Annotated in this window: 28 protein-coding genes and 1 pseudogene; 8 read left to right on the forward strand and 21 right to left on the reverse strand. The window is 37.6% G+C overall.

Features of this window, described 5'->3' with window-relative positions; genetic code table 11:
• Positions 1-131 precede the first annotated feature (131 nt).
• The 13 genes and pseudogenes from TZ96_RS10425 to TZ96_RS03700 all read right to left on the reverse strand — a co-directional run bounded on the left by TZ96_RS10425 (position 132) and on the right by TZ96_RS03700 (position 14,406).
• Positions 132-1,422 (reverse strand): annotated as a pseudogene (locus tag TZ96_RS10425) (IS4 family transposase).
• 114 nt (positions 1,423-1,536) lie between these two features.
• Entirely contained in the window at positions 1,537-2,526 is a 990-nt protein-coding gene (locus TZ96_RS03645; protein WP_045762930.1) for a lipoate--protein ligase, read from the reverse strand.
• A gap of 58 nt (positions 2,527-2,584) precedes the next feature.
• Positions 2,585-4,288, reverse strand: coding sequence for a dihydrolipoyl dehydrogenase (gene lpdA, locus TZ96_RS03650; RefSeq protein WP_045762931.1), 1,704 nt, complete (start codon positions 4,286-4,288; stop codon positions 2,585-2,587).
• A gap of 39 nt (positions 4,289-4,327) precedes the next feature.
• Positions 4,328-5,371: a dihydrolipoamide acetyltransferase gene (locus TZ96_RS03655; protein WP_045762932.1), complete on the reverse strand. Its 1,044-nt coding sequence runs from the start codon at positions 5,369-5,371 to the stop codon at positions 4,328-4,330.
• 551 nt (positions 5,372-5,922) lie between these two features.
• Positions 5,923-6,915 (reverse strand): alpha-ketoacid dehydrogenase subunit beta, encoded by a 993-nt coding sequence (locus TZ96_RS03660; RefSeq protein WP_045762933.1) that lies wholly within the window; start codon positions 6,913-6,915, stop codon positions 5,923-5,925.
• A gap of 17 nt (positions 6,916-6,932) precedes the next feature.
• Positions 6,933-7,901: a thiamine pyrophosphate-dependent dehydrogenase E1 component subunit alpha gene (locus tag TZ96_RS03665; protein ID WP_045762934.1), complete on the reverse strand. Its 969-nt coding sequence runs from the start codon at positions 7,899-7,901 to the stop codon at positions 6,933-6,935.
• 179 nt (positions 7,902-8,080) lie between these two features.
• Positions 8,081-9,421, reverse strand: coding sequence for an MATE family efflux transporter (locus TZ96_RS03670; protein ID WP_045762935.1), 1,341 nt, complete (start codon positions 9,419-9,421; stop codon positions 8,081-8,083).
• An 11-nt stretch (positions 9,422-9,432) separates the two neighbouring features.
• Entirely contained in the window at positions 9,433-9,693 is a 261-nt protein-coding gene (locus tag TZ96_RS03675; RefSeq protein WP_045762936.1) for a hypothetical protein, read from the reverse strand.
• A 10-nt stretch (positions 9,694-9,703) separates the two neighbouring features.
• Positions 9,704-10,975, reverse strand: coding sequence for a dihydroorotase (locus TZ96_RS03680; protein ID WP_045762937.1), 1,272 nt, complete (start codon positions 10,973-10,975; stop codon positions 9,704-9,706).
• Positions 10,976-10,987: 12 nt separating this feature from the next.
• On the reverse strand, positions 10,988-11,452 hold the full coding sequence (locus TZ96_RS03685; RefSeq protein WP_045762938.1) for an NUDIX hydrolase: 465 nt from the start codon (positions 11,450-11,452) through the stop codon (positions 10,988-10,990).
• 9 nt (positions 11,453-11,461) lie between these two features.
• The gene (locus TZ96_RS03690; RefSeq protein WP_045762939.1) at positions 11,462-12,115 is read right to left on the reverse strand and encodes a uracil-DNA glycosylase; all 654 of its coding nucleotides are present in this window, start codon (positions 12,113-12,115) and stop codon (positions 11,462-11,464) included.
• Between the two features lie 117 nt (positions 12,116-12,232).
• The gene (locus TZ96_RS10935; protein WP_241768482.1) at positions 12,233-13,006 is read right to left on the reverse strand and encodes a hypothetical protein; all 774 of its coding nucleotides are present in this window, start codon (positions 13,004-13,006) and stop codon (positions 12,233-12,235) included.
• 431 nt (positions 13,007-13,437) lie between these two features.
• A complete protein-coding gene (locus tag TZ96_RS03700; RefSeq protein ID WP_049509215.1) occupies positions 13,438-14,406 on the reverse strand; it encodes a hypothetical protein in 969 nt (322 codons plus the stop codon).
• 247 nt (positions 14,407-14,653) lie between these two features.
• Between TZ96_RS03700 and TZ96_RS11110 the strand changes: the two genes are divergently transcribed.
• The gene (locus tag TZ96_RS11110) at positions 14,654-14,716 is read left to right on the forward strand and encodes a hypothetical protein (RefSeq protein WP_398578145.1); all 63 of its coding nucleotides are present in this window, start codon (positions 14,654-14,656) and stop codon (positions 14,714-14,716) included.
• A gap of 102 nt (positions 14,717-14,818) precedes the next feature.
• On the opposite strand, the gene TZ96_RS03705 is transcribed toward TZ96_RS11110, so the two are convergent.
• The 7 genes from TZ96_RS03705 to TZ96_RS03735 all read right to left on the reverse strand — a co-directional run bounded on the left by TZ96_RS03705 (position 14,819) and on the right by TZ96_RS03735 (position 19,674).
• On the reverse strand, positions 14,819-15,511 hold the full coding sequence (locus TZ96_RS03705) for a YjjG family noncanonical pyrimidine nucleotidase (protein ID WP_045762940.1): 693 nt from the start codon (positions 15,509-15,511) through the stop codon (positions 14,819-14,821).
• Positions 15,512-15,585: 74 nt separating this feature from the next.
• On the reverse strand, positions 15,586-15,924 hold the full coding sequence (locus TZ96_RS03710; RefSeq protein ID WP_045762941.1) for a type II toxin-antitoxin system RelE/ParE family toxin: 339 nt from the start codon (positions 15,922-15,924) through the stop codon (positions 15,586-15,588).
• Positions 15,917-16,210, reverse strand: coding sequence for a type II toxin-antitoxin system RelB/ParD family antitoxin (locus TZ96_RS03715; RefSeq protein ID WP_045762942.1), 294 nt, complete (start codon positions 16,208-16,210; stop codon positions 15,917-15,919). The genes TZ96_RS03710 and TZ96_RS03715 overlap by 8 nt, the downstream gene beginning before the upstream one ends.
• Positions 16,211-16,314: 104 nt before the next feature.
• Positions 16,315-17,289 (reverse strand): phosphate acetyltransferase, encoded by a 975-nt coding sequence (pta, locus tag TZ96_RS03720; RefSeq protein ID WP_045762943.1) that lies wholly within the window; start codon positions 17,287-17,289, stop codon positions 16,315-16,317.
• A 15-nt stretch (positions 17,290-17,304) separates the two neighbouring features.
• Positions 17,305-18,204 carry an RluA family pseudouridine synthase gene (locus TZ96_RS03725; RefSeq protein WP_045762944.1) on the reverse strand — a complete coding sequence of 300 codons (900 nt, stop codon included), beginning with the start codon at positions 18,202-18,204 and terminating at the stop codon, positions 17,305-17,307.
• Complete coding sequence (locus tag TZ96_RS03730; protein WP_045762945.1) at positions 18,201-19,019, reverse strand: NAD kinase; 819 nt, start codon at positions 19,017-19,019, stop codon at positions 18,201-18,203. Before TZ96_RS03730 ends, TZ96_RS03725 begins: the two co-directional genes overlap by 4 nt.
• Entirely contained in the window at positions 19,003-19,674 is a 672-nt protein-coding gene (locus tag TZ96_RS03735) for a GTP pyrophosphokinase (protein WP_000627444.1), read from the reverse strand. The genes TZ96_RS03730 and TZ96_RS03735 overlap by 17 nt, the downstream gene beginning before the upstream one ends.
• A gap of 133 nt (positions 19,675-19,807) precedes the next feature.
• On the opposite strand from TZ96_RS03735, the gene TZ96_RS03740 reads away from it, so the two are divergent.
• From TZ96_RS03740 to TZ96_RS03770, 7 genes are all read left to right on the forward strand, one after another.
• A complete protein-coding gene (locus TZ96_RS03740) occupies positions 19,808-20,377 on the forward strand; it encodes a CYTH domain-containing protein (protein WP_045762946.1) in 570 nt (189 codons plus the stop codon).
• A gap of 124 nt (positions 20,378-20,501) precedes the next feature.
• Complete coding sequence (locus tag TZ96_RS03745) at positions 20,502-21,446, forward strand: ribose-phosphate diphosphokinase (protein ID WP_045762947.1); 945 nt, start codon at positions 20,502-20,504, stop codon at positions 21,444-21,446.
• Between the two features lie 15 nt (positions 21,447-21,461).
• A complete protein-coding gene (locus tag TZ96_RS03750) occupies positions 21,462-22,577 on the forward strand; it encodes a cysteine desulfurase family protein (RefSeq protein WP_045762948.1) in 1,116 nt (371 codons plus the stop codon).
• Between the two features lie 4 nt (positions 22,578-22,581).
• The gene (locus TZ96_RS03755) at positions 22,582-22,929 is read left to right on the forward strand and encodes a DUF1831 domain-containing protein (RefSeq protein WP_045762949.1); all 348 of its coding nucleotides are present in this window, start codon (positions 22,582-22,584) and stop codon (positions 22,927-22,929) included.
• 9 nt (positions 22,930-22,938) lie between these two features.
• Positions 22,939-23,154, forward strand: a complete 216-nt coding sequence (locus TZ96_RS03760) for a DUF4649 family protein (RefSeq protein WP_045762950.1) — start codon at positions 22,939-22,941, stop codon at positions 23,152-23,154.
• Positions 23,155-23,234: 80 nt separating this feature from the next.
• Positions 23,235-23,876, forward strand: coding sequence for a redox-sensing transcriptional repressor Rex (locus TZ96_RS03765; RefSeq protein WP_045762951.1), 642 nt, complete (start codon positions 23,235-23,237; stop codon positions 23,874-23,876).
• A gap of 15 nt (positions 23,877-23,891) precedes the next feature.
• Positions 23,892-24,581: a gamma-glutamyl-gamma-aminobutyrate hydrolase family protein gene (locus TZ96_RS03770; protein WP_045762952.1), complete on the forward strand. Its 690-nt coding sequence runs from the start codon at positions 23,892-23,894 to the stop codon at positions 24,579-24,581.
• A 23-nt stretch (positions 24,582-24,604) separates the two neighbouring features.
• On the opposite strand, the gene radC is transcribed toward TZ96_RS03770, so the two are convergent.
• Positions 24,605-25,285 carry a RadC family protein gene (gene radC, locus TZ96_RS03775; protein ID WP_045762953.1) on the reverse strand — a complete coding sequence of 227 codons (681 nt, stop codon included), beginning with the start codon at positions 25,283-25,285 and terminating at the stop codon, positions 24,605-24,607.
• Positions 25,286-25,335 lie beyond the last annotated feature (50 nt).

The following is a 25,335-nucleotide window of genomic DNA, read 5'->3' on the forward strand; positions in this document are numbered from 1 at the left end:
CAATGTCATTAAGTTAGTAATCTAACTATTTGAATAGGAGATAGGATTGAGATCATCAAAGTGATTCTCTATCCTATCTTCTATTTTTTTTGCATAACAAATAAAGGTTTTTTCACCCTATTTTTTGAGATTTATGTTACTCTATAGATGAAATCAATTACCGATTGGGCCTTTATTTTTCTTGGATATTTTCGATTCGGTCGAATAATAGATAACTGTTTCTTGAGGTAGTTTTTCAACTGGAGAGAAGAAAGGGAACCGTTAAAAAACAAACGGCAGGCATAAGTCGCATCTGAGAAACACACTTTATATCTTTGTTTTTTGTGACTACTGTCGATGGCAACTTGCGAGGTTACCCAACGACAAAAGTTAAAATTTGTAAATCGGGCAAAGATTTCTTGGAGAATCCCTTCCTTCTTTTTGGCATGAAAATTGACCAAGCCAATACTGTATTTCAGGTCACGAAAACTAGTCTCTATGCCCCATCTGCTGGCGTAGAGATTTTTTAATTGTTGGACTGAATAGTCTGTATTTGTCACCAAAGTTTCGTATTTTCCTTCTTCCGCTTCTAAACGCACCAAACGAAAAGGAAGTTGGTATAGTTCAACAGGGTCATGTTTTTGACTTGTTTCTGGAAGAAAATCAAAAGTAGAATTGTGTGGAATAAAATGATAGTCATTGGGGAAATCACGATAAAGTTTTTTGAGCTGATTGGTTTGCTTTCGTGATAATTTTAGAGAAAAGTTTTGATCAAAACACTCTGTATTTGGCAAGTTGAAGGAGGAACGCATGGATTGTTTTCCATCTCGAATTCGGATGATATAAAGCCATCCTTTTTCTTGAAAATGAGCCATGAGATTGTAACTTTCATAGCCTCTATCCATGATAACAAGAGCTTTCTCGAAAGGGAGAAGCCTTCATCATCTGAATCAGAGCTAAGCGCTCATGTTGCGTATGTTTGTCTTGAATAGAAACATCTCTATACACTCCAGTCGTCAAGTCGTATAGGGCATTTATGTGTATGAGATTATAGGATTTAACATCCGTTTGGGTTTGGATAGAGGTTTCTGTATCCATGGGATTTCGAGGAATACAGATATCACTCCCATCTGCAGCGAATATCGGAAGATTGGTGTTAAGTGGAATAGGTGCTGTAAATTCTTTAAATAAGGTATAGAAAGCCTCAGGTTTTATCTGATAGCGTCTTTGAACAAAGGCTGAATTTGAAACTGTCAGTCTAGCATCTAGTAATTCTTTTGACAGTGATTTTCCTCCCATTCCCAGAATGGTACGAATCATGGTTTCTAGTGATAACCTTCTTTTACGAGTAAAGGCCTGTTCATCTTGTTTGACGAGCTCAACTTTTTGACCAAGGATACTCTGAATACTCTTATTCAAGTGGGCTTTTATCTGTTTTATCATAGGAAGTACCTCCTTAACTATCAGTTTAGCACATAAAAAAAGAAACCCAAATACAGAATTGTATTTGAATTTCTTAACTTAATGACATTGGGTAAAGTCCAACTTCTTTTTTCTTTATTCAACAACTGCTTCAGCAATTTCTTCAGCAGTAATTCCTGCGAAGTAACGGCCTAAGTTAATCGTTTGAAGAGCTTTTAGAACATCTTCACGTTCGTATTTAACGCCACGAAGAACATCTTCCACGGCTGCAACATCTTCGATACCAAAGAAGTCACCGTAAATCTTAACGTCTTGAATTTTTGATTCAATAACATTAGCAAAGATTTCAACCTTACCACTTGGGAATTTAGTTCCACGACGGACATTGTATTCTGGTGATTTACCATAGTTCCAGTCCCAAGTTCCAAACTTGGTATCTTTAATACGATTGATTTCAGCCAATTCATCATCTGAAAATACATATTCAGTCATTTCAGGATATTCTTTTTTCATGTATTCCAAAAGTAAGTCACGGAATTCTTCGACAGTGATTTTTTCAGGCAGTTCGTCTACGATATTGGTTACTCGTGCTCGAACTGATTTAACACCTTTTGATTCGAACTTATCTTTAGAAACCTTAAGTGCGTTAGCTAGGACTGACAAATCCACGTCAAATAGAAGACAACCATGGTGCATGATGCGTCCGTTGATATAAGCTTGTGCATTCCCACAGAATTTCTTACCGTCAATCTCAAGGTCATTGCGGCCTGTAAATTCAGCTTTAACACCAAGTTCCGCCAAAGTGTTGATAACTGGAGTAGAGAAGCTCTTGAAGTCAAAGGCCTTGTTTTCATCTTCTTTTGAAATGATTGTATAGTTGAGGTTGTTCAAATCATGATAAACTGCTCCACCACCACTGATACGACGTACTACTTCAATTCCGTGTTCACGAACGTAATCACGGTTGATTTCTTCGATCGTATTTTGGTGACGACCTACAATGATAGATGGTTTGTTAATCCAAAGCAGGAAAATTTGATCCTCGTCCAAAAGGTGTTTAAAAGCATATTCCTCTAAAGCAATATTAAAGGCAGTGTCGTTTGAATGATTGATAATATATTTCATAAGATACCTTCTAATATGATAGAGACTGGAAAAAAATTCCAGTCCAATCTATCTATCTTTATTTTTTCTTAGGTGAATGGATAGCCATTCCAAGAACATCCGCAAATGCTTCGTACATTACTTCAGAGTAAGTTGGGTGTCCGTGGATTGTCTTCAGCATTTCTTCAACAGTGATTTCCATTTCGATGATACTTGACGCTTCATTGATCAACTCTGCAGCAGCAGGACCAATGATATGAACACCAAGGATTTCACCATATTTCTTGTCTGCAATGACTTTAACAAATCCTTGAGCAGCATCAGAAGCAATTGCACGACCGTTTGCTGCAAAGTTGAATTTACCGATCTGGACATCGTATTTCTCACGAGCTTGTTCTTCAGTCAAACCAACTGCTGCTACTTCTGGAAGTGTGTAGATAGCTGCAGGAGTTAAGTTTAATTTGGCAACAGCGTGGTTGCCTTTAAGAGCATTTTCAGCTGCTACTTCACCCATACGGAAGGCAGCGTGAGCCAACATCTTAGTACCGTTGATATCACCTGGTGCATAAATACCAGGAACAGAAGTTTCCATGTACTCGTTAACCTTGATACGACCACGGTCTAACTCAAACTCAACTTCTCCGATACCTTCAAGATCTGGAACACGACCGATTGAAAGAAGGGCTTTATTTGCGATGATATCATCTTTTCCTTCAACCTTGATACGGAGTTTGCCATTTTCTTCAATGATTTCTTGAAGTTTAGTACCTGTCAAGATAGTCATACCTTTACGTTCAAGAATCAAACGAAGGTTTTTAGATACTTCAGCATCCATAGCTGGAACAATGCGATCCATCATTTCGATAACAGTAACTTTTGAACCGAATGTCATGAAGGCTTGACCAAGTTCGATACCAACAACCCCACCACCGATGATAACTAGGCTTTCTGGTACTTCGTTCATTTCAAGGATGTCATCACTAGTCATCACAAGAGATGATTCCATACCAGGAACGTTGATTTTGCTTACTTTTGAACCACCAGCAAGGATGATCTTCTTAGTTTCAAGCAATTCAGAACCATTTACCAAGACATTCTTATCTTTAGTAATAGTACCGATACCTTTATGAACATCAACTCCATAGCTACGAAGTAATCCTGCAACACCACCAACAAGAGTATTAACAACCTTAGATTTAGTTTCTAATAGTTTTTCCATATCAACAGTGAAGTTAGGATTTTCAATCACGATACCACGATTTGCTGCATGACCGATATTCTCGATAATTTCAGCGTTATGGAGGTAAGTCTTAGTTGGAATACATCCGCGGTTCAAGCAAGTACCACCAAGTTCAGATTTCTCAACAAGAGCAACCTTACCACCTAATTGTGCAGCTTTAATTGCAGATACATAACCAGCAGGTCCACCACCGATAACAACGATATCGTAAGCATCATCGCTCTTACCATCATCGTTTGAAGCACTTGCAGCAGGTGCTGGACTAGCTTCAGGTGCTGCTGCGCCAGCTGTTGGGATATTCTCCCCTTCTTCCCCAAGATAACCGATAACTTCAGTAACAGGGACAGTTTCTCCATCACCTTTAAGGATAGCGATCAAGTAACCATCTTCTTCGGCTTCCAATTCCATGCTGACTTTGTCAGTCATGATTTCCAAAAGGATTTCTCCTTCTTTTACAAATTCTCCGACTTTTTTATTCCATTGGACGATTTGTCCTTCTGTCATATCCACGCCGGCTTTTGGCATAATTACTTCTAAGGCCATATCTTACTTCCTTTATCTATATTTCTAATAATAAATACTTTAAACCAACATTGAGATTGGGTTTTCAATCAAAGCTTTCAAGTCTTTCATAAACTTAGCACCAGCCATACCATCTACGACACGGTGGTCAATTGTCAATCCAAGACTCATAATTGGACGAATCACGATTTCACCATTTACTACAACCGGTTTTTCAACTGTTGAGCTAACACCGAGGATGGCTGAGTTCGGTTGGTTGATGATAGGACCAAATGATTGAACACCAAACATTCCCAAGTTACTGATGGTGAAAGTTGAATTTTGCAATTCGCTAGGAGCTAGTTTACCATCCAAAGTACGTCCGATCACATCTTTAAATGCAACTACCAACTCAGACAAGCTCATTTTTTCTGCATTATAGACAACTGGTGTCATCAATCCATTATCCATACCAACTGCCATCGCAAGGTTGACATAATTGTGAGTAATAATTGTCTTACCATCTTCAGTTAATGAAGCGTTGATGTAAGGGTGTTTCATAAGAGTCTTAACAACCGCAAGTGAAAGCAAGTCTGTAACAGTAATTTTCTTACCAGTTGCTTCCATGATTGGATCAAGGACTTTCTTACGAAGGGCCAACATTTGAGACATATCAACATCGTAGTTAAGCGTGAAGGTTGGTGCAGTCAAGTAAGATTCAACCATACGTTGAGCAATAACCTTACGCATCGGTGTCATTGGAATACGCTCGATTTCACCATAAGGAGTTACGTTATCTGGGACTTCTTCCACTTTCTCGATTTGAGAAGGAGACTTAATCGTATCGTTTTCGATATTTTCAGGAAGGAAAGCTAAAACATCCTTCTTCATAATCTTACCACGATGACCAGTTCCTTGGATTTCTTGCCATGCAATGTTATGTTCAAGGGCAATTCGTTTTGCAAGTGGCGAAATGCGAACCACATTAGTGTCTTTAAATGTTTCCACGTCTTCTTTGTGGACACGACCGTTTGCGCCTGAGCCAGAAACATCGTAGAGATTAATTCCTAAATCATCTGCTAATTTTCTAGCCGCAGGAGTCGCTCTTAGCTTATCATCAGCCATGACCTCTCCTATTCTATACTAAGATATCAAGGACGTAGAGGACAAAGAAAAAATAGGAGATTGACGCTGTGTTCGATGAACACGAGGAAATCTATCTTTTTTTCACAGTCCTCCGTCCGGATTCAGTTACAATGATACTAAGGGCGTCAAAAGTCACAGTGAAAATAGGAAACTTGACGAAGAAACTTTAGTTTCTAGGAAAGTTTATCTTTTTCACACAGACTTAGCCCGAATTCAACTCTACAAGCAACTTGGACACGGAACGTGTCTCAAGTTGCTACGGTTGCCGCTATCGAGCGGCCAACCTAGTAGACTTACTAAGTTTTTTGCCAAATATTATCGATTCGTCAAAAAACTGTCGCAACTATACAATCAACTTGGATACAAAATATATCTCAAGTTACAACTGTTGTAGCTATCAAGCGATCAACCTAGTAGTCTTACTAAGTCACTCATCGAATGATAACGATTCGATTCGTTCCTTGTCGCTTTTTATCAATTTAAAACGAAAGATAAAATACTAATGCATATTACATAATTTATGTTATGTATTATTGTTTGTTGTGAGTTTTACGAATGGCATCTTTGATGCTTTCAACTGTCGGAATCATTGCATTTTCAAGATTTTGTGCGTAAGGCATTGGCACATCTTCTCCTGCGCAACGACGAATAGGTGCATCTAAATAATCAAATGCTTCTGATTCCGAAATGATAGCTGAGATTTCACCAATATAGCCGCTTGTTTTGTGGGCATCATTGACAAGAACTACTTTTCCTGTTTTCTTAATTGAGTTAATGATGATTTCTTTATCAAGTGGAACCAAAGTACGTGGGTCTACTACTTCTACAGAGATTCCTTCTTCAGCCAATTCTTCAGCTGCTTGCATGACACGACGAAGCATTTTACCGTAGGTTACTACTGTTACATCAGTACCTTCGCGTTTGATTTCTCCGACACCAAGTGGGATAGTATAGTCTGGATCAACAGGAACTTCACCTTTTTGGTTAAATTCAGATTTGTATTCAAGAATGATAACAGGGTTGTTATCGCGAATAGAAGACTTGAGAAGTCCCTTCATATCAGCTGGTGTACCTGGAGCTACTACTTTCAATCCTGGGATATGCGTAAACCATGTTTCTAATGATTGTGAGTGTTGTGCTGCAGAACCTACACCATTACCAGCTGCACAGCGGATTGTCATTGGTACTTGACCTTTTCCACCAAACATATAACGAGTTTTTGCTGCTTGGTTAACGATAGCATCCATGGCAATTACAGAAAAGTCCATGAAGGTCATATCAACGATTGGACGAAGACCAGTCATAGCTGCACCAGCAGCTGCACCAGAAATAGCAGCTTCTGAAATAGGACAGTCACGTACACGTTCTGGTCCAAATTCTTCAAGCATACCTACAGATGTACCAAAGTCTCCACCAAAGACACCTACATCTTCACCCATCAAGAGTACATTTTTATCGCGACGCATTTCCTCAGACATTGCAAGGATAATGGTATCGCGGAAAGACATTAATTTAGTTTCCATATTTTCTCTACTTCTCCTTAGTCTGCGTAAATATCTTCAAATGCTGATTCTAGTGGAGGGAATGGACTTTCTTCTGCAAATTTAACAGATGCCTCCACTGCTTCCTTAACTTGTGCTTGAATTTCTTCAAGTTCCTCTGCACTAGCAATCTTGTTCTCAACAAGGTACTTGCGAAGATTTTCGATTGGGTCTTTTTGTTTCCACTCTTCTACTTCTTCACGTGTACGATATTTACCTGGGTCTGAAGATGAGTGACCAAGCCAACGGTAGGTTACACTCTCAATCAAGACAGGACCTTTACCAGAGCGAACATGATCGACTGCCTTTTTAAATCCTTCGTAGACATCGATTACATTGTTACCATCTTCGATAAACATACCAGGAATACCGTAAGCTGCGCTACGTTCATGGATATGTTGAACATTGGTCATTTTCTTAATATCTGCTGAAATTCCGTAACCATTATTGATACAGTAGAAAATTACTGGGAGATTCCAGATTGACGCCATATTCACCGCTTCGTGGAATACACCTTCGTTTGTTGCACCGTCACCAAAGAAGCAGACAACGATTTTACCAGTGTTTTTCATTTGTTGAGTAAGGGCAGCACCTACTGCGATTCCCATACCACCACCTACAATACCGTTGGCACCAAGGTTACCTGCATCAAGATCGGCGATGTGCATTGATCCACCTTTACCTTTACAAGTTCCGGTATACTTACCTAGGATTTCAGCCATCATGCCATTAAGGTCAATACCTTTAGCGATGGCTTGACCGTGACCACGGTGATTTGAAGTGATCAGATCATTTGCGTTTAGAGCTAACATAGCTCCGACGTTAGCAGCTTCCTCACCAACAGAAAAGTGCGTCATACCGGGCACTTTTCCTTTTTTTACTAATTGAGCAATTTTTAAGTCCATACGACGAATTTCTTCCATCTTACGGAACATCTCAAGCAAAAGATTTTTATCTAAAGTTGACATAATCTTGCCTTTCTAAGTTTAAATTCTTATAGTTCTATTTTACTTTATAGGTTAATTAGTGTCAAAAAATATGCTTGCAATTTTTCACAATATAAAAAAAGAAAAGTCAGTAAAATCAAGACTTTTCTTTATATAAAATACAAATTTCACAAGCTGTTTTTTCATCATTTTTCAACAAATTATTTGAATCTTTGCATAATAACTTGTAAACGCCACTGATAAAGAATTCCACTTACCATTAAACTAATGATAAGAGCAATCCAATAGGAATACGCACCTAAACTAGTCGAATAATCAAGATATAACCCAAGCGGAATCCCAACACCCCAGTATCCGAGAAGACCAAGACAAAAAGGAACAATCGTATCCTTGTAACCTCTTAAAATACCTTGTAAAGGTGCCGCAAAGGTATCAGCTAACTGGAAGAACAAGCTATAGGTCATAAAAGATGCTGTCAGTTGGATAAATTCTGAATCTTGACCATATAGTCTGGCTACATTTTCACGATAGATGTAGAGAAAACTAAGTGTTAAAACTGCAAACACCATAGCTGTTAAACGACCAATATGGATATACTGTTTTGCATCGTCTAACCGTTTAGCTCCTACCTCATAAGAAATCACAATGGCCATGGCAGTTGAAATACTCATAGGAAAAGCATACATCAGATTTGAAAAGTTCATAGCTGACTGATGACTGGCAATAATAAGTGATGAGAATTTCGCCATAATCAAACCAACAACTGAAAAAATAGCAACTTCTGCAAATACAGTTCCACCAATTGGTAGACCAAGATAAATAGCTTCCTTGATTTTTTTAATTTGTATGGGCATAGGTCTTTGGAGTTGATATTCCTTGAGCTTTTTATGCTTTAACAAGACCAAAACCGAAATCAGCAACAAAGCCCAGTAGGCAAGGGAAGTCCCTAGACCTGCTCCTGCACCTCCTAACTCAGGAAAACCAAAAGCTCCATATATTAGTAAATAGTTAAATCCACTATTTAAAGGAAGTAAAAGAAGCATGAGATACATAGACAATTTTGTCAGTCCTAGCGTATCAAGTAGCGAACGAATAACACTAAAAAGTAAGAGAGGAATAATACCGATGGCTAAGAGCCACAGATAACGTATGGCAACGCTGGATACAGCCACTTCCAGTCCCATGAATTGTAACACAATTGGTGCTAAAAAGAAAACCAAGCCAAAAAGTACGATAGATAAGGCTAAAGCCAAATAAAGAAATTGATAAAAATCCGAAGAAACTTCTTTCTTTTTTCCTTGTCCCAAATGGTGACCAATAATAGGGACCAAGGCTGAGACAATTCCAGTCAAAAAGGTAAAGAAAGGATTCCATAAACTAGTTGCAATTGAAACACCCGCTAGATCGAGAGTATTATATTGGCCCGTCATCGTGGTATCGACAAAAGATGCGGAATAATTAGCGAATTGATAAATTAAAATAGGAAAGAAAATTTTTAAAAATAAGATGATTTTGTCTTTAATAGTTTCTGTTGAATGCATACCTACTCTTTCTACTCCTTTGCATCCAAGCCAAAAAGCTTTAAGCCGTATTTTCTCAAGCTCAAAGGTGGATTACTAGTTTTTGATGTCGTGTGCCAGCAATTACATGAGGCGCAATAATAGCTTCTAACCAAGCCACCATTATCATACTCTACAGCATGATCAGCTTTTTCCTTGGTTTCATACTGAATTTTAGCACGGTTAGCGGCTTGACAATATACTCCATGGCAAGCATTTCGTTTACGATTTCTAAGTTTACGAAAATAATTCATCCTCAAGCTCCTAATCTGCTTGATAAACGATTTGTCCCATACAGATAGTATATTTAACCTGCCCTTTTAATTGTTCACCAATAAATGGAGAATTAGCTGCTTTAGAAGCAAAATGCGTATCAACAATTCGGTCAGCTTTATCATCGAAAATTGTAATATCAGCTGGGCCGTTTTCAGCCAAATATCCTGCTTCAAAATTATACAATTTGGCAGGGTTTACTGTCATTTTTTCTAATAATTCCATCAGGGTTAGCTCACCAGCTTCTACTAAGTAAGTTAAACCGAGTGACAAAGAAGTTTCTAAACCTGTCATACCTGATGGAGCTTTGGTAATATCCTCAACATTTTTTTCGTCAGCATGGTGAGGCGCGTGGTCAGTAGCAATGACAGAAATGACTCCAGATTTAAGCCCTTCAATAACTGCACGACGGTCAGACTCCAGACGAAGAGGTGGATTCATCTTAGCGTTACTTCCTTTAGTCAAAAGAAGAGCTTCAGTCTTAGAAAAATGCTGGGGAGCTACTTCTGCAGTTACGTTTGCTCCCATATTTTGAGCAAATTCCACAACTTTGACACTTTCTTCTTTTGACAAATGCTGGATATGAACATGAGCCTTGGTTGCATAGGCAATCATGACATCACGAGCTATCATAGCGTATTCTGCAACCCCGGTAGCACCGCAGATATGGAAATGTTCTTTAGCGATGTTTTCATTAAAACCTAGCGTACCATTCAGTCCAGGATCTTCTTCGTGCAGACTGATAAAGGTGTTTAACTTTTTAGCCTCTTCCATGGCTTCCTTGACCACTTTACTGCTTTCAAGTGGAATCCCATCATCAGAAAATCCAACAGCTCCAGCTTCTAAAAGCGCCTTAAAGTCTGTCAAATCTTGGCCATTAAAGTTCTTGGTAATTGTTGCTACAGATTTAACGTTGATCTTTTCCTTTGCCGCAGATTGAAGAACTTCTTGCAAAGTCTCAACATCTGAGATGGTTGGATTGGTATTAGCCATCATAACGACAGTTGTAAATCCACCTGCAGCTGCTGCAAGTGCTCCTGTATGAATGTCTTCTTTATGAGTTTGACCAGGTTCACGGAAATGAACATGGATATCCACCAATCCAGGCGCAACTACAAGACCAGTAGCATCTATGATTTCTGCTCCTTCTTCCGTGATCTCAAACGCAATTTTGACAATTTTCCCATCTTGGACCAAGACATCACACACTTGATCCAAACCAGACTTAGGATCCATTACACGGCCGTTTTTGATTACTAACATCGCTTTACTCCTTTATTCGTAGAAATCCACTTGGGTATCCAATAATTTATCACCATCATAGACAAATTTAGCTGAAAAGAATGGTTTATCTTCTAAAAGCCACTCTACAAAGGTATGGTCCCCTTCCCAGGTCGGCTTACTTAAAACCTCATCGTAAGGAACCCATTCTAAGGTCCCTTCATTACAGTCAATCAACTCACCTTCAAACTCAGTTACTTTAAATACATAGGTGTACCAGTCAAGGTCTGGTGTAAACTCTGGAAAGGTGATAACTCCTTTTAATACTGGTTTTGCTTTTAGACCAGTTTCTTCAAGAATTTCACGAGCAGCACATTCTTGTGGAGTTTCCCCCCGTTCTAACTTTCCACCTACACCAATCCATTTTCCTTGATGGACATCATTAGGCTTTTTATTGCGATGAAGCATGAGCAGCTCTTTCCCGTTATCAATGTAGCAAATTGTCGCTAACTGAGGCATATTCTCTCCTTATCTAAGCCAATCTATTGGCTCTTGTCCACTTTCTTTTAAGAATGCATTGGCCTTGGTAAAAGGCTTGGAACCCCAAAATCCTCTGTAAACTGAAAGAGGACTTGGGTGGGCTGATTCGATAATCAAGTGCTGAGGATTTGTAACCAAGGATTTCTTCTTACGTGCATATGCACCCCAAAGTACAAAAACTACGGGTCTATCAATATTATTGACAACCTTGATTACAGCATCTGTAAAAGGTTCCCATATCTGCCCAGCATGACCATTTGCTTGACCAGCAGGAACCGTCAAGCAAGCATTGAGAAGCAAGACTCCCTGCTCGGCCCAAGTAGTTAAATCATGTGAATTCTTAACTCCAATATCATCTGAAAGCTCTTTGAGAATGTTTTGCAAGGAAGGTGGCGCTGGAATAGCATTGGGTACAGAAAAACTCAAGCCCTGAGCTTGACCAGGCCCATGATAGGGATCTTGGCCTAGAATCACTACCTTAACCTCTTCCAGAGGAGTTGTTATAAGAGCCTGAAAAACCTTTTCTTTAGGAGGATATACAGTTCCTTGAGTATAAACCCGCTCCATAAAGTGATTGATTTTCCCAAAATAACCCTCAGGTAATTGCTCTTTAATCAAAGCATGCCAAGATGAGTGTTCCATAGTCAACTCCTTCGTTAATACTGTCTCTATTATAGCAAAAAGTGGCTATCTAAACCACTTTTAAAAGTATCTATTGAGATTTGAGAAGTTTTTTAGAGAATTTATACTAAAGAGCCATTATTCAAGACCTTTTCTCGTATTAGAAAGGATAAATTCTTTGTCGATTTCATCAATAATCAATTTTGTTCGAGTATTAAGTTTTTCATCAAATCTTTTATTCAATTCCTTTACAACGCTTATCTTAAACTCATCACTTGATTTTTGTTTATAGTAATCAAATCCTCCAGAAGCCGCGCTACAGCAACTCCCCCAATCTGAAAGATAGCCTATAATTTCAAAAACACTATCATTGTATTTTTCAAATTTTTTAGTTGCTGTACTTTTTAGATATCCTGAAATACAATTTACAAAAGAGTAGTAATACTTAGAGTCACGAAATGAATTGTATTCTGCACTATGAAAACTTGGATCGAGAATTCGTGCTGATCGCACATCTTCCATAGTGGGTTTTCTGGTCATTTTAACATCAGTCTGCAGATAAGCATAATAGGTTTCCTTATCAAAGAAAGCTCCATCTACTGCTATCAAAGCACCATACATGCCATCTTCATACTGAAACACCATCACAGCACCGTTCCTATATTTGCTTTCTACAGGAACAGGCGGAGCAATTCTCTTTTTGGGATTTTCTTTTTTTACACTAATTTTTTCTAAAAACTTTTCTAGATTTTCACTTCTTTGTTCTAAAAATTCACTATCTGCACCCAATTCTTGGGCAAGTTCTAAATCCTCTTTGTTGAGAATGATTTCTTTAATTTCAAGCAAGAATTCGTCATCTAATTGCCCAACTTCCCATAAACAGTGTGCCAAGGCGAACAAGACATCATACATATCGTCACCGTATAAATCCGACGTCAAGTCATTTTTAATTGTATTTGCATCTTCTCCTTGATTTTATCTCTCGAAGAATTCTTCTTTAATATCTAAGGAGGTGTCATTTCCAAAAATCGTTGCATCCCATGTGCCCATAATTTCAAGACTCCTATCTACTTTTAAAAAGTTCTAAATATTTTACAAGGTTTTGCAAAGAATCTATTGTTCAGAATACTCAGAAAGATAACTGATCATTATAAAAAAAAACTATCATGATATCTTTCAAATCTTTTCCTTGCAGGACTTTTCAAATACCTTCTAAATCTATGCTGACAACAAACTAGATTAAATCTCCCCTTAGCCAGAGATAAGGAGAGATTACTAAAACTATACTTAAGCACATCTTAAAGATTAAATTTCTATTATTTGACTTTCACCCAATAAATAAACTATTTAACAATCAAATAATGTGCATCTTTTATCTTATAATTTTCTAGATTGATAACTGTTTGTTTCTTATCAACAATATCATATTTAACCAGAGAATCATTAAATAAAAAATAATAGATGTTGTCTTTAAATGTAAAATACGGTGCAATATATTGCTCTGTACTAAAGCCTTCCAGATGAATAATATCTTCTTCTAAATTGTCTAGATTGACTGTAGTAAAGGAAAATTCGCCATTATATAATCCCTCATTCTCTATAATCAATTGATTATTTTTAGCATCATAGTGAATATTTGTTGGATACTTATCAGGAATATCGATATAATTCTTGCTCTGACTCTTTAAATCAAAAACCATTATTTTATTTCCCGACTTATATTCTCCATCAGAATTGCGCCCACTAAGTGCTTCCACAATATACAAGACATCATCTACATTAACCATTCTCATATATGCTGATGTTTCGTCAAGATTATATTTTTCCACGATGTTGAACTCTTTATCCATTTTCCAAATTTCCGTATTAGGAACTTGGGTTGATAAATCCAATGTGGTTACAAGTAAGTATAAATAATTATCTACAATAACAAACTGTTGACTGGCATTTAACTGACCATCATTTTTCACGGTAACATTAGTAATAACCTCTAAATTATTATCATATTTATAAAATTCAATTCTATCTGTAAAGACAGCAGTTGCATATAAATAATCCCCATCTGTTATAGATGCGTATGCATCATTTCCTTCTGCTAATTTAAACGTTTCACTTAAATTTTCCTTATTAATTCTAGAGACATATCTTTTTAGACCTGAGGTATCTTTTGTTTTTGCAGTTGAATAGGATCCTGCTTCCGAAAAACTTTCTGCCCAATAGATAAATTTCTCTTTTCTAGATATATTAACCTTGAACTCATTTAAATCATAATCATCAAAGACAGCTATTTTATCGCTATCCCAGATAGCCATTTTATAATCATCTACCGAATTTACCTTATTTGACTGACAGGCACTTAGACAAATAAGGCAGCAACAAGCACTTATTAACATCAACATGAAGTTTATGTTTCTTTTATTACTTTTTAATATCATACTGATTTGCTCCTATATAGCTTTTTTATACCAATTTAAGACGTTCAAACAGATGAATAGATAATTTATTGACTAGTTTAGATGCTTCTTTTTCAATACCTACTTGATTAACTGTACTACCAATTTGATATCCATATACAACTTAACGGTAGATGACAATCACAATATTCTTGTCATTATATCCTAGTATGATTTATTATATCAAAAAAATAAAACGTTTTCAAAAAATACCAAAATTTCTTGCACTCCATGCTCCAGGTTTTCTAGAATCTTTTATATTTTGTGATTTTTAAAGGAGCCCCAAGCAATCAAGCAGAGCCTGATAAGAGTCGACTTCATAAGTTGGCTGAGCTTGTGTCTTATTTTCCAGATGATGAGGATTGTACCAGATGGTATCGATGCCAGCATTATTTCCACCTTGAATATCAGCTGACAAAGAATCACCAATCATAAGGGTCTGATTTTTATCAAAGTTAGGGATTCGAGCTCCAATTTTTTCATAAAATTCAGCATCTGGTTTTTGGGTATGGAGTTTCTCTGAAATGAATATTTCCTTGAAAAATGGTGTAATTCCAGATTGTTCCAAACGACCTGTCTGAATATAGGTGATTCCATTTGTCGCAGCATAGAGTTCATAGCCCTTACTTATCAATTTTTTTAATAAATTTTCGACACCTGGGAAAGTCTGTCCCTGTTTTGATAGGAAAAACTGGTAGCGCTCTGCTAAGTAAGCCCCATCTTTTTCAATGCCAAAGTGAGCAAACAATTTTGCAAAACGTGTGTTAATTAACTCAGCCTTTGTAATTTTTTTCTGTTCCAAATCCTTCCAAAGAGCCTTGTTCATTGGTACATAGTAATCTTTATAGGCTTGTATATCCTCTACTCCTTCTTCTTCTAAGAGTTGCGTCAGAGCTATATCCTCAGCAGCATCAAAATCGAGTAAGGTGTGATCGAGATCGAATAATAGAAATTTGTATTTCAATTTTAAAAACTTCCTTTCTTGGGGGGACAAAGAGTGGGACTAAATGATTCAAAAAAATTTAAAAAATTTTACCTCTACTTATTGAATAACTTAGTCCAATTCTGCTTGGAATTTAAAATTCTGGAGACATAAACCTCATATTTGTCGATATAATAAAAAGCTAAGTAATTTTCAATTGGCATATATCGATAACGTTTTCCGTCATCTGTTAATTCACCATAACCTCGACTTGAAACCAAAGGACATGCTTCTGGAAAGGTTTCTAAAGTTTCTAGTGCCGTTAGAATAAGGTCTAGTTTACTATCGGCAGATTGCTGGCTGTAAAAATTCAGTACAATATAATCATGTATTTCTCTCAAGTCTTTCTTAGCTTGATCCGTAAGAGAAACATGGTAACGCTTATGATTAGTCAAGTCCAAATTCCTTTCTTACATCTGCCAAAGACGTTAGTTTACCTTGCTCAATTTCTTGATGTCCCATCAAGATTTCCTTTTTCAAGTCTTCAAAAGCAACCTGATATTGAGTCTCTTGTAAATCACTAAATACGAACTCTTTGGGATCAACCGCACCTGTCGCAATTTTACGAAGTGCAGCATTAAAAATATCTGATAGGGTTAACTTTTCATCAGCTATGATTTCTTTCGTTTGTTGGTAAAAAGTCGAATCTGCTCTAAAATTAACTGGTTGAGTACTTGCCATGATTAATACCTCTTTGTAAAGATGCTTTGTAAATACATTTTATCATCTTTAGATTTGAAATTCAACGAAAAGCTCCTTTAACAGAAAAGGAGCTATCTTGTATTTTATTGGTGTACAGCTTGTGCTGCTGTGATTAGTGTAAGTTTGAAGACGTCATCTGAGTTACATCCACGAGAAAGGTCATTAACTGGTTTGTTCAAACCTTGCAATACTGGACCAACTGCTGCAAAGCCACCGAGACGTTCTGCCATCTTGTAGCCAATATTTCCTGCTTCGATACCTGGGAAGATAAAGACGTTTGCTTGTCCAGCAACCTTGCTTCCTGGTGCCTTGAGAGCAGCTGTTTCTGGAACGAAGGCAGCATCAAATTGCAATTCCCCATCGATTTCAAGGTCAGGACGAAGATCATGAGCAATCTTAGTTGCTTCAACGACCTTATCAACGCTTTCACCAAAACCAGAACCTTTAGTTGAATAGCTTAGCATAGCAATTTTTGGTTCAATACCGAACATCTTAGCTGTAATTGCAGAGTTAATCGCAATTTCTGCCAAAGCTTCAGCGTCAGGATTGATATTGATGGCACAGTCACCAAAGAGGTAACGTTCAGTACCACGAACCATGAGGAAGGCACCTGAAGTACGGCTAACATTCGGACGAGTTTTAATGATTTGAAGGGCTGGGCGAACAGTTGCCGCAGTAGAGTGAATAGCTCCTGAAACCATTCCATCTACCAAGCCCATGTAAACCAACATAACACCAAAATAGTTCACGTCTTTAACCAAGATTTCACGAGCTTCTTCTTCAGTCATTTTTCCTTTACGACGTTCTACAAGAGATGTTACCATTTCTTCAAATTGAGGATAGTGGGCTGGGTCGATGACTTCATAACCATCCATGATTCCTTCGATTTCAAGATAAATTTTAATTTTGTCAGGATTTCCTAGTAAGACGGGAATAACTTCTGTTTCTTTTACGATGCGTTTTGTAGCTTGAAGAATACGTGGTTCTTCACCTTCTGGCAAGACAATACGTGCATTTTTACCAACTAGGTTGGCTTTTAAACTTTCAAAAACTTCCATGAGTTTTGACTCCTTTTAAGATAAATTATTATTTGATAACTGAGTTATAAGAGTGTTGAAATCATCCGGCAGCGGACTTTCCATCTCCAACTGCTCTTCAAGAAAAGGATGATAAAACGATAAGTAATGGCAATGCAGAGCTTGACGCTCTATGCCATGTTCAAGACTACCACCATAGAGGTCATCGCCAAGCAAAGGGAAACCGATATGGGAGAAATGAACACGAATCTGGTGTGTCCTTCCCGTATGTAGTCGAATATCAACTAGATGAATATTGCCATAAGACTGCACTATGCGATAGGAAGTATGGGCATATTTACCACCTTTTGCCACTCGCCTAGTGATAATGGAATCTTCGTCACGGGCAATCGGGGCAATGATTTCACCTTGAGGTTTCAGAAAACCATCTCCTTTAACGAGTGCAAAATAGCGCTTTTCAATGGCTTTCTTTTGCAACTGCTTGTCTAGTCTAGCATGAGCATAACCATGTTTAGCAAAAAGCATGAGACCCGAAGTATCGCGATCTAGTCTGGTTACAATGTGAACCTGCTGATTTTCATAGTTCTGTTTCACATAGTAGCCCTTGATAAAATTAGCGATGGTATTGGAATGATTGACACTAGGAATCGAGGCCACACCAAAGGGTTTGTTTAGAATTAAGAAATGATCATCTTCAAACAGAATATCCAGTGGATAATCAATTGCTTCCAGTGTCTCAAAACCTTCCTCAGGAGGAATGTCGATGACAACCACATCCCCAATATCTAAGAGATAGGTTGCATTTTGTGGATGACCGTTTACGCGAATATCTCCACCTCGAAACTTGATTTTGGCCAGCAATCCTTTAGAGACTTCATGCTTTTTCAGAAAAGTCTTTACCTTGACGTGTTCGTCAGCAATAAATTCAAACCTCATTCATCCACCTCACCAATAAAGGCATCTTTGACACGATTCCAAAAACTAGTATGGCTTGGTGTTGCTACAAAATGAATCTTATGATGGTCTATCTGGTATTCTATTCTTTCAATATTACGATAAGAATAAATGCTATTGTCAACAGAAAGCGTATGATAGTCATTACGAGTTGGTATCAATTCTATCTTATCCTTCTTAGGCACAATGATAGAAGAACCTAAGGTTCTGTAGACACGATTGTTAAGACTCGCAATTTCTGTCAATTGTAGGGCCTCAATAGTAGGATGTAAAACAGCTCCACCAAGAGATTTGTTATAGGCTGTGCTCCCAGTTGGCGTCGATACCGTTAGGCCATCTCCTCTAAAACGTTCAAATGGCACGTGGTTAATGATAATATCGGCAACCATGGTCCTATCAGATCTCCGAATGCTAGCCTCATTCAAAGCACGGAAAATTTTCACTTCTCCATTTTCCAAAAAAATCTTTACATTTAAAAGCGGGTAAGACACACGAGCCCCAGTATCCAACTGTAAATTAGTAAGCAATTGATCTAGTTCAAAATCACGGTAGTCCGTATAGAAACCCAAATGACCCGTGTGAACACCAACGAAGCGAACCTTATCCAGCTGGTCTTCATACTTGTGAAAAGCAGACAAAAGCATCCCATCCCCACCTATGGAAATCACGATATCGGGATGTTTATCATTTAATATAAAGTTATTCTTTTTTAATCGATCTCTTAATTCATATAAGACTCGTTGACTTTGAGGTTTGCGATTAGCGATTAGATCAATTCGTTTACCTGTATTCTTCATCGGTATCGTCACTATTACCTACCCCGTCATTTAACTTTCTATGCAATGGATCAAAGAGTGCCTGTGCTTCCTGGATATCATCACGAATTTTACTCATTTCTTCATCCAATTGGTGAGATATCCTTGCTGTGATTTCCAGACGTTTCTTAATTTCTTCTGGAAAATCCCCTTGATATTTATAATTGAGAGAATGCTCGATGGTAGCCCAGAAATTCATAGCCAAGGTACGAATCTGAATCTCCACCAGAATCGTTCTTGCCCCATTGATCGTATCAACTGTATACTCAATAATCAAATGGTAAGAACGATAGCCTGAAGCCTTTCGATGAGTAATGTAGTCACGTTCTTGTACCACTCTCATGTCTTGCCTCTTACGAAGGATGGCAACAACCTCGCTCACGTCATCTACAAATTGAACCATGACGCGTAAACCTGCAATATCTTGCAAGTCCTGTTCCAACGTATCGTATCCAATCCCTCGACGAGCCATTTTTTCTTTTATACTTTCGATCGGTTTGACTCGACCAGTTACAAACTCAATTGGAGAATGTTTATTTTGTTTGCGGTATTGTTTTCGAATACCTCGGAGTTTTATCTTCAGCTCTCCGACAGCCTGAATGTAAGGATCTAAAAATTCTTCCCATTCTGTAATCATATATCTTTTTCATCCAATTCTCTATACACTCGATTTATCTAGTTTTTGATTTTCTAGAAAAAATCTTATACAATAAATACAATGCTTATTATACCATACAATCGCTTTCAAAGATAAGGAAAAAGTAAAAAAAATGAAACATTTAGAAATTGAAATGAAAACACTTCTAAACAAGGATGAATATCAAAGATTGCAGGAGCACTTTTCAGGAGTCACACCTATTACACAAAAAAATTACTACCTAGACACGCCTGATTTTTACCTTCGCAAACATAAAATCGCTATGCGCATTCGTACTTTTGAAAATAGTGCTGAATTGACCATAAAAATCCCACAAAAAGTCGGAAATATGGAGTATAATCAAGGTCTCAGCCTTGAGGAAGCAAACCATTGTCTTAAAGAATGTAAACTTCCACAAGGAATGATTCTTGACGAATTGACTAGCCGTGGACTTTCAACCAGTGGCTGGGTAGTTTTAGGTTGCCTAACTACTGTTCGCTACGAAAAGCAAACTCCGATCGGACTCATGGCACTTGATCAAAGCGAATACTTTGATATTGTTGACTATGAGCTTGAATTAGAAGTGGAAGATGGCAACCAAGGTAGTCTTGATTTCCAAGAATTTTTACAAGCCAATGAAATCCATTACAAAAAAGCTCCTTCAAAATTGGTTCGTTTTATAGAAAATATGAAAAAATACTGAAATAATCTTCTTTTTTTGATAAAATAAAAGGGATGAAAAATAATAGAATCTGTTGTAGAGAGCATTTATCACTAAAAGTGTTTCACTACAGCGATTCACTTAGTTTAAAGAGGACGGTTTATCGATGTCAGATACAAAAAACATGAAACTTTTCGCACTATCTTCCAACCAGGAAATTGCTCAAAGAATCGCAGATGCTGCAGGTGTTCCACTTGGAAAAGTATCTTCACGCCAATTTTCAGATGGTGAAATCCAAGTTAACATCGAAGAAAGTGTTCGCGGATATGATGTTTATATCATCCAATCAACTAGTTATCCAGTAAATAACCACTTGATGGAACTCTTGATTATGGTTGATGCTTGTGTTCGCGCTAGTGCTAATACTATTAACGTAGTACTTCCATACTTCGGCTACGCTCGCCAAGATCGTATCGCTTCTTCTCGCGAACCACTTACTGCAAAACTAGTTGCAAATATGTTGGTGAAAGCTGGAGTTAGTCGTGTATTGACTCTTGACCTCCATGCCGTTCAGGTTCAAGGATTCTTTGACATTCCTGTAGATAACCTTTACACAATTCCACTTTTTGCAAAACATTACTGCGATAAAGGTTTAACTGGTTCAGATGTGGTTGTTGTTAGTCCTAAAAACTCTGGTGTAAAACGTGCGCGTAGTCTTGCAGAATACCTTGATGCTCCGATTGCTATCATTGATTATGCACAAGATGATTCTGAACGTAGCCAAGGTTACATTATCGGGGAGGTTGAAGGTAAGAAAGCAATCTTAATCGATGACATTCTGAACACTGGCCGTACCTTCTCTGAAGCTGCTAAAATTTTGGAACGCGATGGTGCTACTGAAATCTACGCTGTATCCAGTCATGGATTGTTCGTTAACGGTGCTGCAGAGTTATTAGATGCAACAAATATTAAGGAAATCTTGGTTACAGATTCTGTTTTGACAGAAAGTAGAAAACCTAAAAACGTACAATATATCACTGCTAGCGAATTGATTGGTGATGCTATGGTTCGAATTCATGAAAGAAAACCAGTTAGTCCACTATTTAAATAGAAATTAGGTGAGTTTTTGATTTATTTGGATAATGCTGCAACGACTCCGATGTCTTCAGTAGCTATCTCAGCAATGACTCAAGTCATGCAAGAAACTTATGGCAACCCTTCTAGTATTCATGGACATGGGCGCCAAGCAGGTAAACTATTACGAGAAGCTCGTCAAGAACTAGCAAGTTTACTAGGAACAAAGCCACAACATATATTCTTTACCACTGGTGGTACTGAAAGCAATAATACTGCTATCATCGGCTACTGCCTTCGCCATCAAAATCGTGGAAAGCACATTATCACTACTGCGATTGAGCACCATGCTGTTCTAGAACCCATCAAATACTTGGTTGAAAATTTCGGTTTTGAAGTGACTATTTTACAGCCTGAAAACCAAGAAATTACTGCAGACCAGGTCAAAAATGCACTGCGTGAAGATACCATTCTTGTTTCTACTATGTTTGCAAACAATGAAACTGGTACACTTTTACCTATTGCTAAAATTGGTGAAGTTCTAAAAAATCATCCAGCCGTCTATCATGTCGATGCGGTTCAGGCAGTTGGTAAATTTGAGATTCTTCCCGAAAAATTGGGAATTGATTTTCTTAGCGCTTCTGCACACAAATTTTATGGTCCAAAAGGAGTTGGTTTTCTCTATGCTGCATCTACAGATTTTGACTCCTACCTTCATGGTGGCGATCAAGAGCAGAAAAAAAGAGCAGGAACAGAAAATCTTCCTGCCATTGTGGGAATGGTAGCAGCTCTAAAGGATGATCTTGAAAACCAAGAACAAAACTTTAAAAAGGTTCAAAAACTAAAAGAAACATTCTTAAAGGAAATGGCTGACACAGACTATTATCTCAATCAAGGGAAAGACCAGCTACCTTATGTCCTTAATATTGGATTCCCAGGTCAACGTAATGATCTACTACTCCTTCGTCTAGATCTTGAAGGTATTTCTATTTCAACTGGCTCTGCTTGTACTGCAGGTGTCGTTCAGGTTAGTCATGTTCTTCAGGCTTTCTACGGTGAAGACTCTCCTCGCTTACACGAATCCGTTCGCGTCAGCATTTCACCTCAAAATACAGAGCAAGAAATAATCACTCTCGCACAAACTCTAAAAGAAATCATTGGAGGTTAACTCAATGGCATTCGAAAAAACCATTAGTCTTAAAAATTGCCGTTATGATTACACACTTAGCCCAACCGTCAAAAAGTTCACTCTAAAAGATAACACTTTTTTTGAAACTAAGGTTGGTAATTATGAACTAACACGTCTTCTTGAAAAAGTTCCAAATAGTGGGGAAGGTTTCCAACTTAAGATTATCATCAACAAAGACTTAACTGGTGCAAAAATCAACATCACTGATAAATTTGGTCTACGTTTGGTTGATATCTTTAAGTCAGAAGAAACTCATATCCACCAAGAGAAATTCTACTTCTTGATGGACAGTCTTGTTGAGCGTGGTGTCTTCACTAAAAGTGAAAGATAGGGGGACCCTATGTTTCGATTAAACTATAAGGATGCCTATCAAGTCGATCGCCTTTTAGAATACGAAGATTACGAAGCACTCATGCTGTCACTTTCAGGATGTGTGACTCTTCCAGATACGACTGTCATTACTTCTCTTACCTATAAGGGAGAAGAAATCTATCAAGGTCTTCTGGGAGATCTCTATCGTTTTCTATTTCACTATGATTTTACAAAGATAAACTAAGATTTTCTTAGTTTTTTCTTGTTTTTGTTGATTTTTTCACAATCTTTCTATAAAATAGTATTTAGAAAGGTTGTGATTTTGTGAAAGAAAAACAGTCTGCTATTCCAAAAGCAACAGCAAAGAGACTTTCTCTTTATTATCGTATCTTTAAAAGATTTCATGCAGAAAAGATTGAAAGAGCCAACTCAAAACAAATTGCCGAGGCCATTGGTATTGATTCTGCTACCGTTAGACGAGATTTTTCCTACTTTGGTGAACTTGGTCGCCGTGGATTTGGCTACGATGTCAAAAAACTAATGACGTTTTTTGCTGATCTTCTAAATGATAATTCTATTACGAATGTTATGTTAGTGGGGATTGGTAATATGGGGCACGCTCTCCTTCACTACCGTTTCCATGAACGAAACAAAATGAAAATTATTATGGCTTTTGATTTGGATGACCATCCTGAAGTTGGGACGAAAACGCCCGATGGAATTCCAATTTATGGTATTTCCCAAATCAAGGATAAAATAAAAAATGCAGATGTAAAAACTGCAATCTTAACTGTTCCGAGTGTCAAATCACAAGAAGTAGCTAATCTCCTTGTCGAAGCAGGTATTAAAGGAATTTTAAGCTTTTCACCCGTTCATCTCCAACTACCAAAAGATGTGGTAGCTCAGTATGTAGATTTAACTAGTGAATTGCAAACTCTCCTCTATTTCATGAGAAAAAAGGATTAGAAAGCGAAAGCATTTATGAAAAAACCAGTTATTGGGATTACAGGAAATGAAAAAACTCATCCTGATGATGAGCTTATGATGAGCTATGCTGCAAAGGGCTTTGTTGAAGGAGTCAAGGAAGCTGGGGGAATTCCCATTATCCTACCAATTGGTGATCAAGAAATGGCCAGTTACTACATTGGCTTGATTGATAAACTTATTCTAACTGGTGGACAAAATGTCGATCCAAAGTTCTACGGTGAACCTAAAATGATCGATAGCGATGACTACCACCTTCAGAGAGATATTTTTGAGCTAGCTCTTATAAAAGAAGCTATCAAACTGAATAAACCCATTTTTTCTGTTTGTCGAGGCACCCAGCTCTTTAATGTGGCTATGGGAGGAACTCTTTATCAAGATATTGAAGATCATTGGCAGGATACTTCAGCCGAGTATACAACTCAACGTTTAGTCACCGAGCCTGATACTATTCTTCGAGAAATCTATGGAGAAATCTCTCATATCAACTCTTTCCACCATCAAAGCATTAAGGAACTAGCTCCGAATCTAAAGGTTGTAGCACATGACCCTAAAGATGGTATTATCGAAGCTGTTACAACTACGGATGGTTTTCCTTATCTCGGTGTTCAATGGCATCCTGAATTTCTCTTTGAAAATCGCCCCAAAGATAAAACACTTTTCGACTATGTTGTCAATGAATTGTAAACCTGTATATGATACAGGTTTTTTTATATCATATCTGTCTTCTCGCGGTAACTAAAATAATCGGAATGTGAAACAATGAGATGGTCCAATAAGACCAAACCCATTAATTCGCAGGCTTCTTTAACAAGTTTTGTAACATGGTCATCATTTCTACTTGGCATAACAGCACCAGATGGATGATTATGAACAAGAATCACGGATGTTGCCATATGCTTTAAGGCATAGTGAAGAATTTCTCTTGGTTCCGCAATACTTCTAGTAGCAGATCCAATAAAAATGGTTTGCTGATGAATAATTTGATTTTGTGTATTCAGATAGAGCGCCACCAGGTGCTCTTGTTTTTTATCTCCCAGTTCTTGTTGCATCTTTTTAGCCAATCTTTGACTACTCAGAATGCTCTCTGCCTCAATGGTTTCATGTTTGTGAATACGACTTCCAAGCTCAATCATTGCTTGCAATTCAATAGCTTTTACTCTCCCAATTCCCGATAAACTCTGCAGTTCTTGCAAGGTCATTTTTTTTAACTCAGTTAAACTGTTCAATTGAGACAATACTTTCTGTGCAATTTCAAAAACAGTAGATTGACGAGTTCCTGTTCGTAATAAAATGGCTAGTAATTCCTGATTGCTCAAACTCTCTACTCCTTCTGTCACCAAGCGTTCCCTTGGCAAGAGCGAATCTTCTTGAAATGAAATACTGTACATAAAAATCCTCCTCACTTTATTATTCGTGAGAAGGATGCTTAATTCGATAA

It is taken from the genome of Streptococcus infantis, from assembly GCF_000963255.1.
Lineage (GTDB): Bacteria > Bacillota > Bacilli > Lactobacillales > Streptococcaceae > Streptococcus > Streptococcus nidrosiense.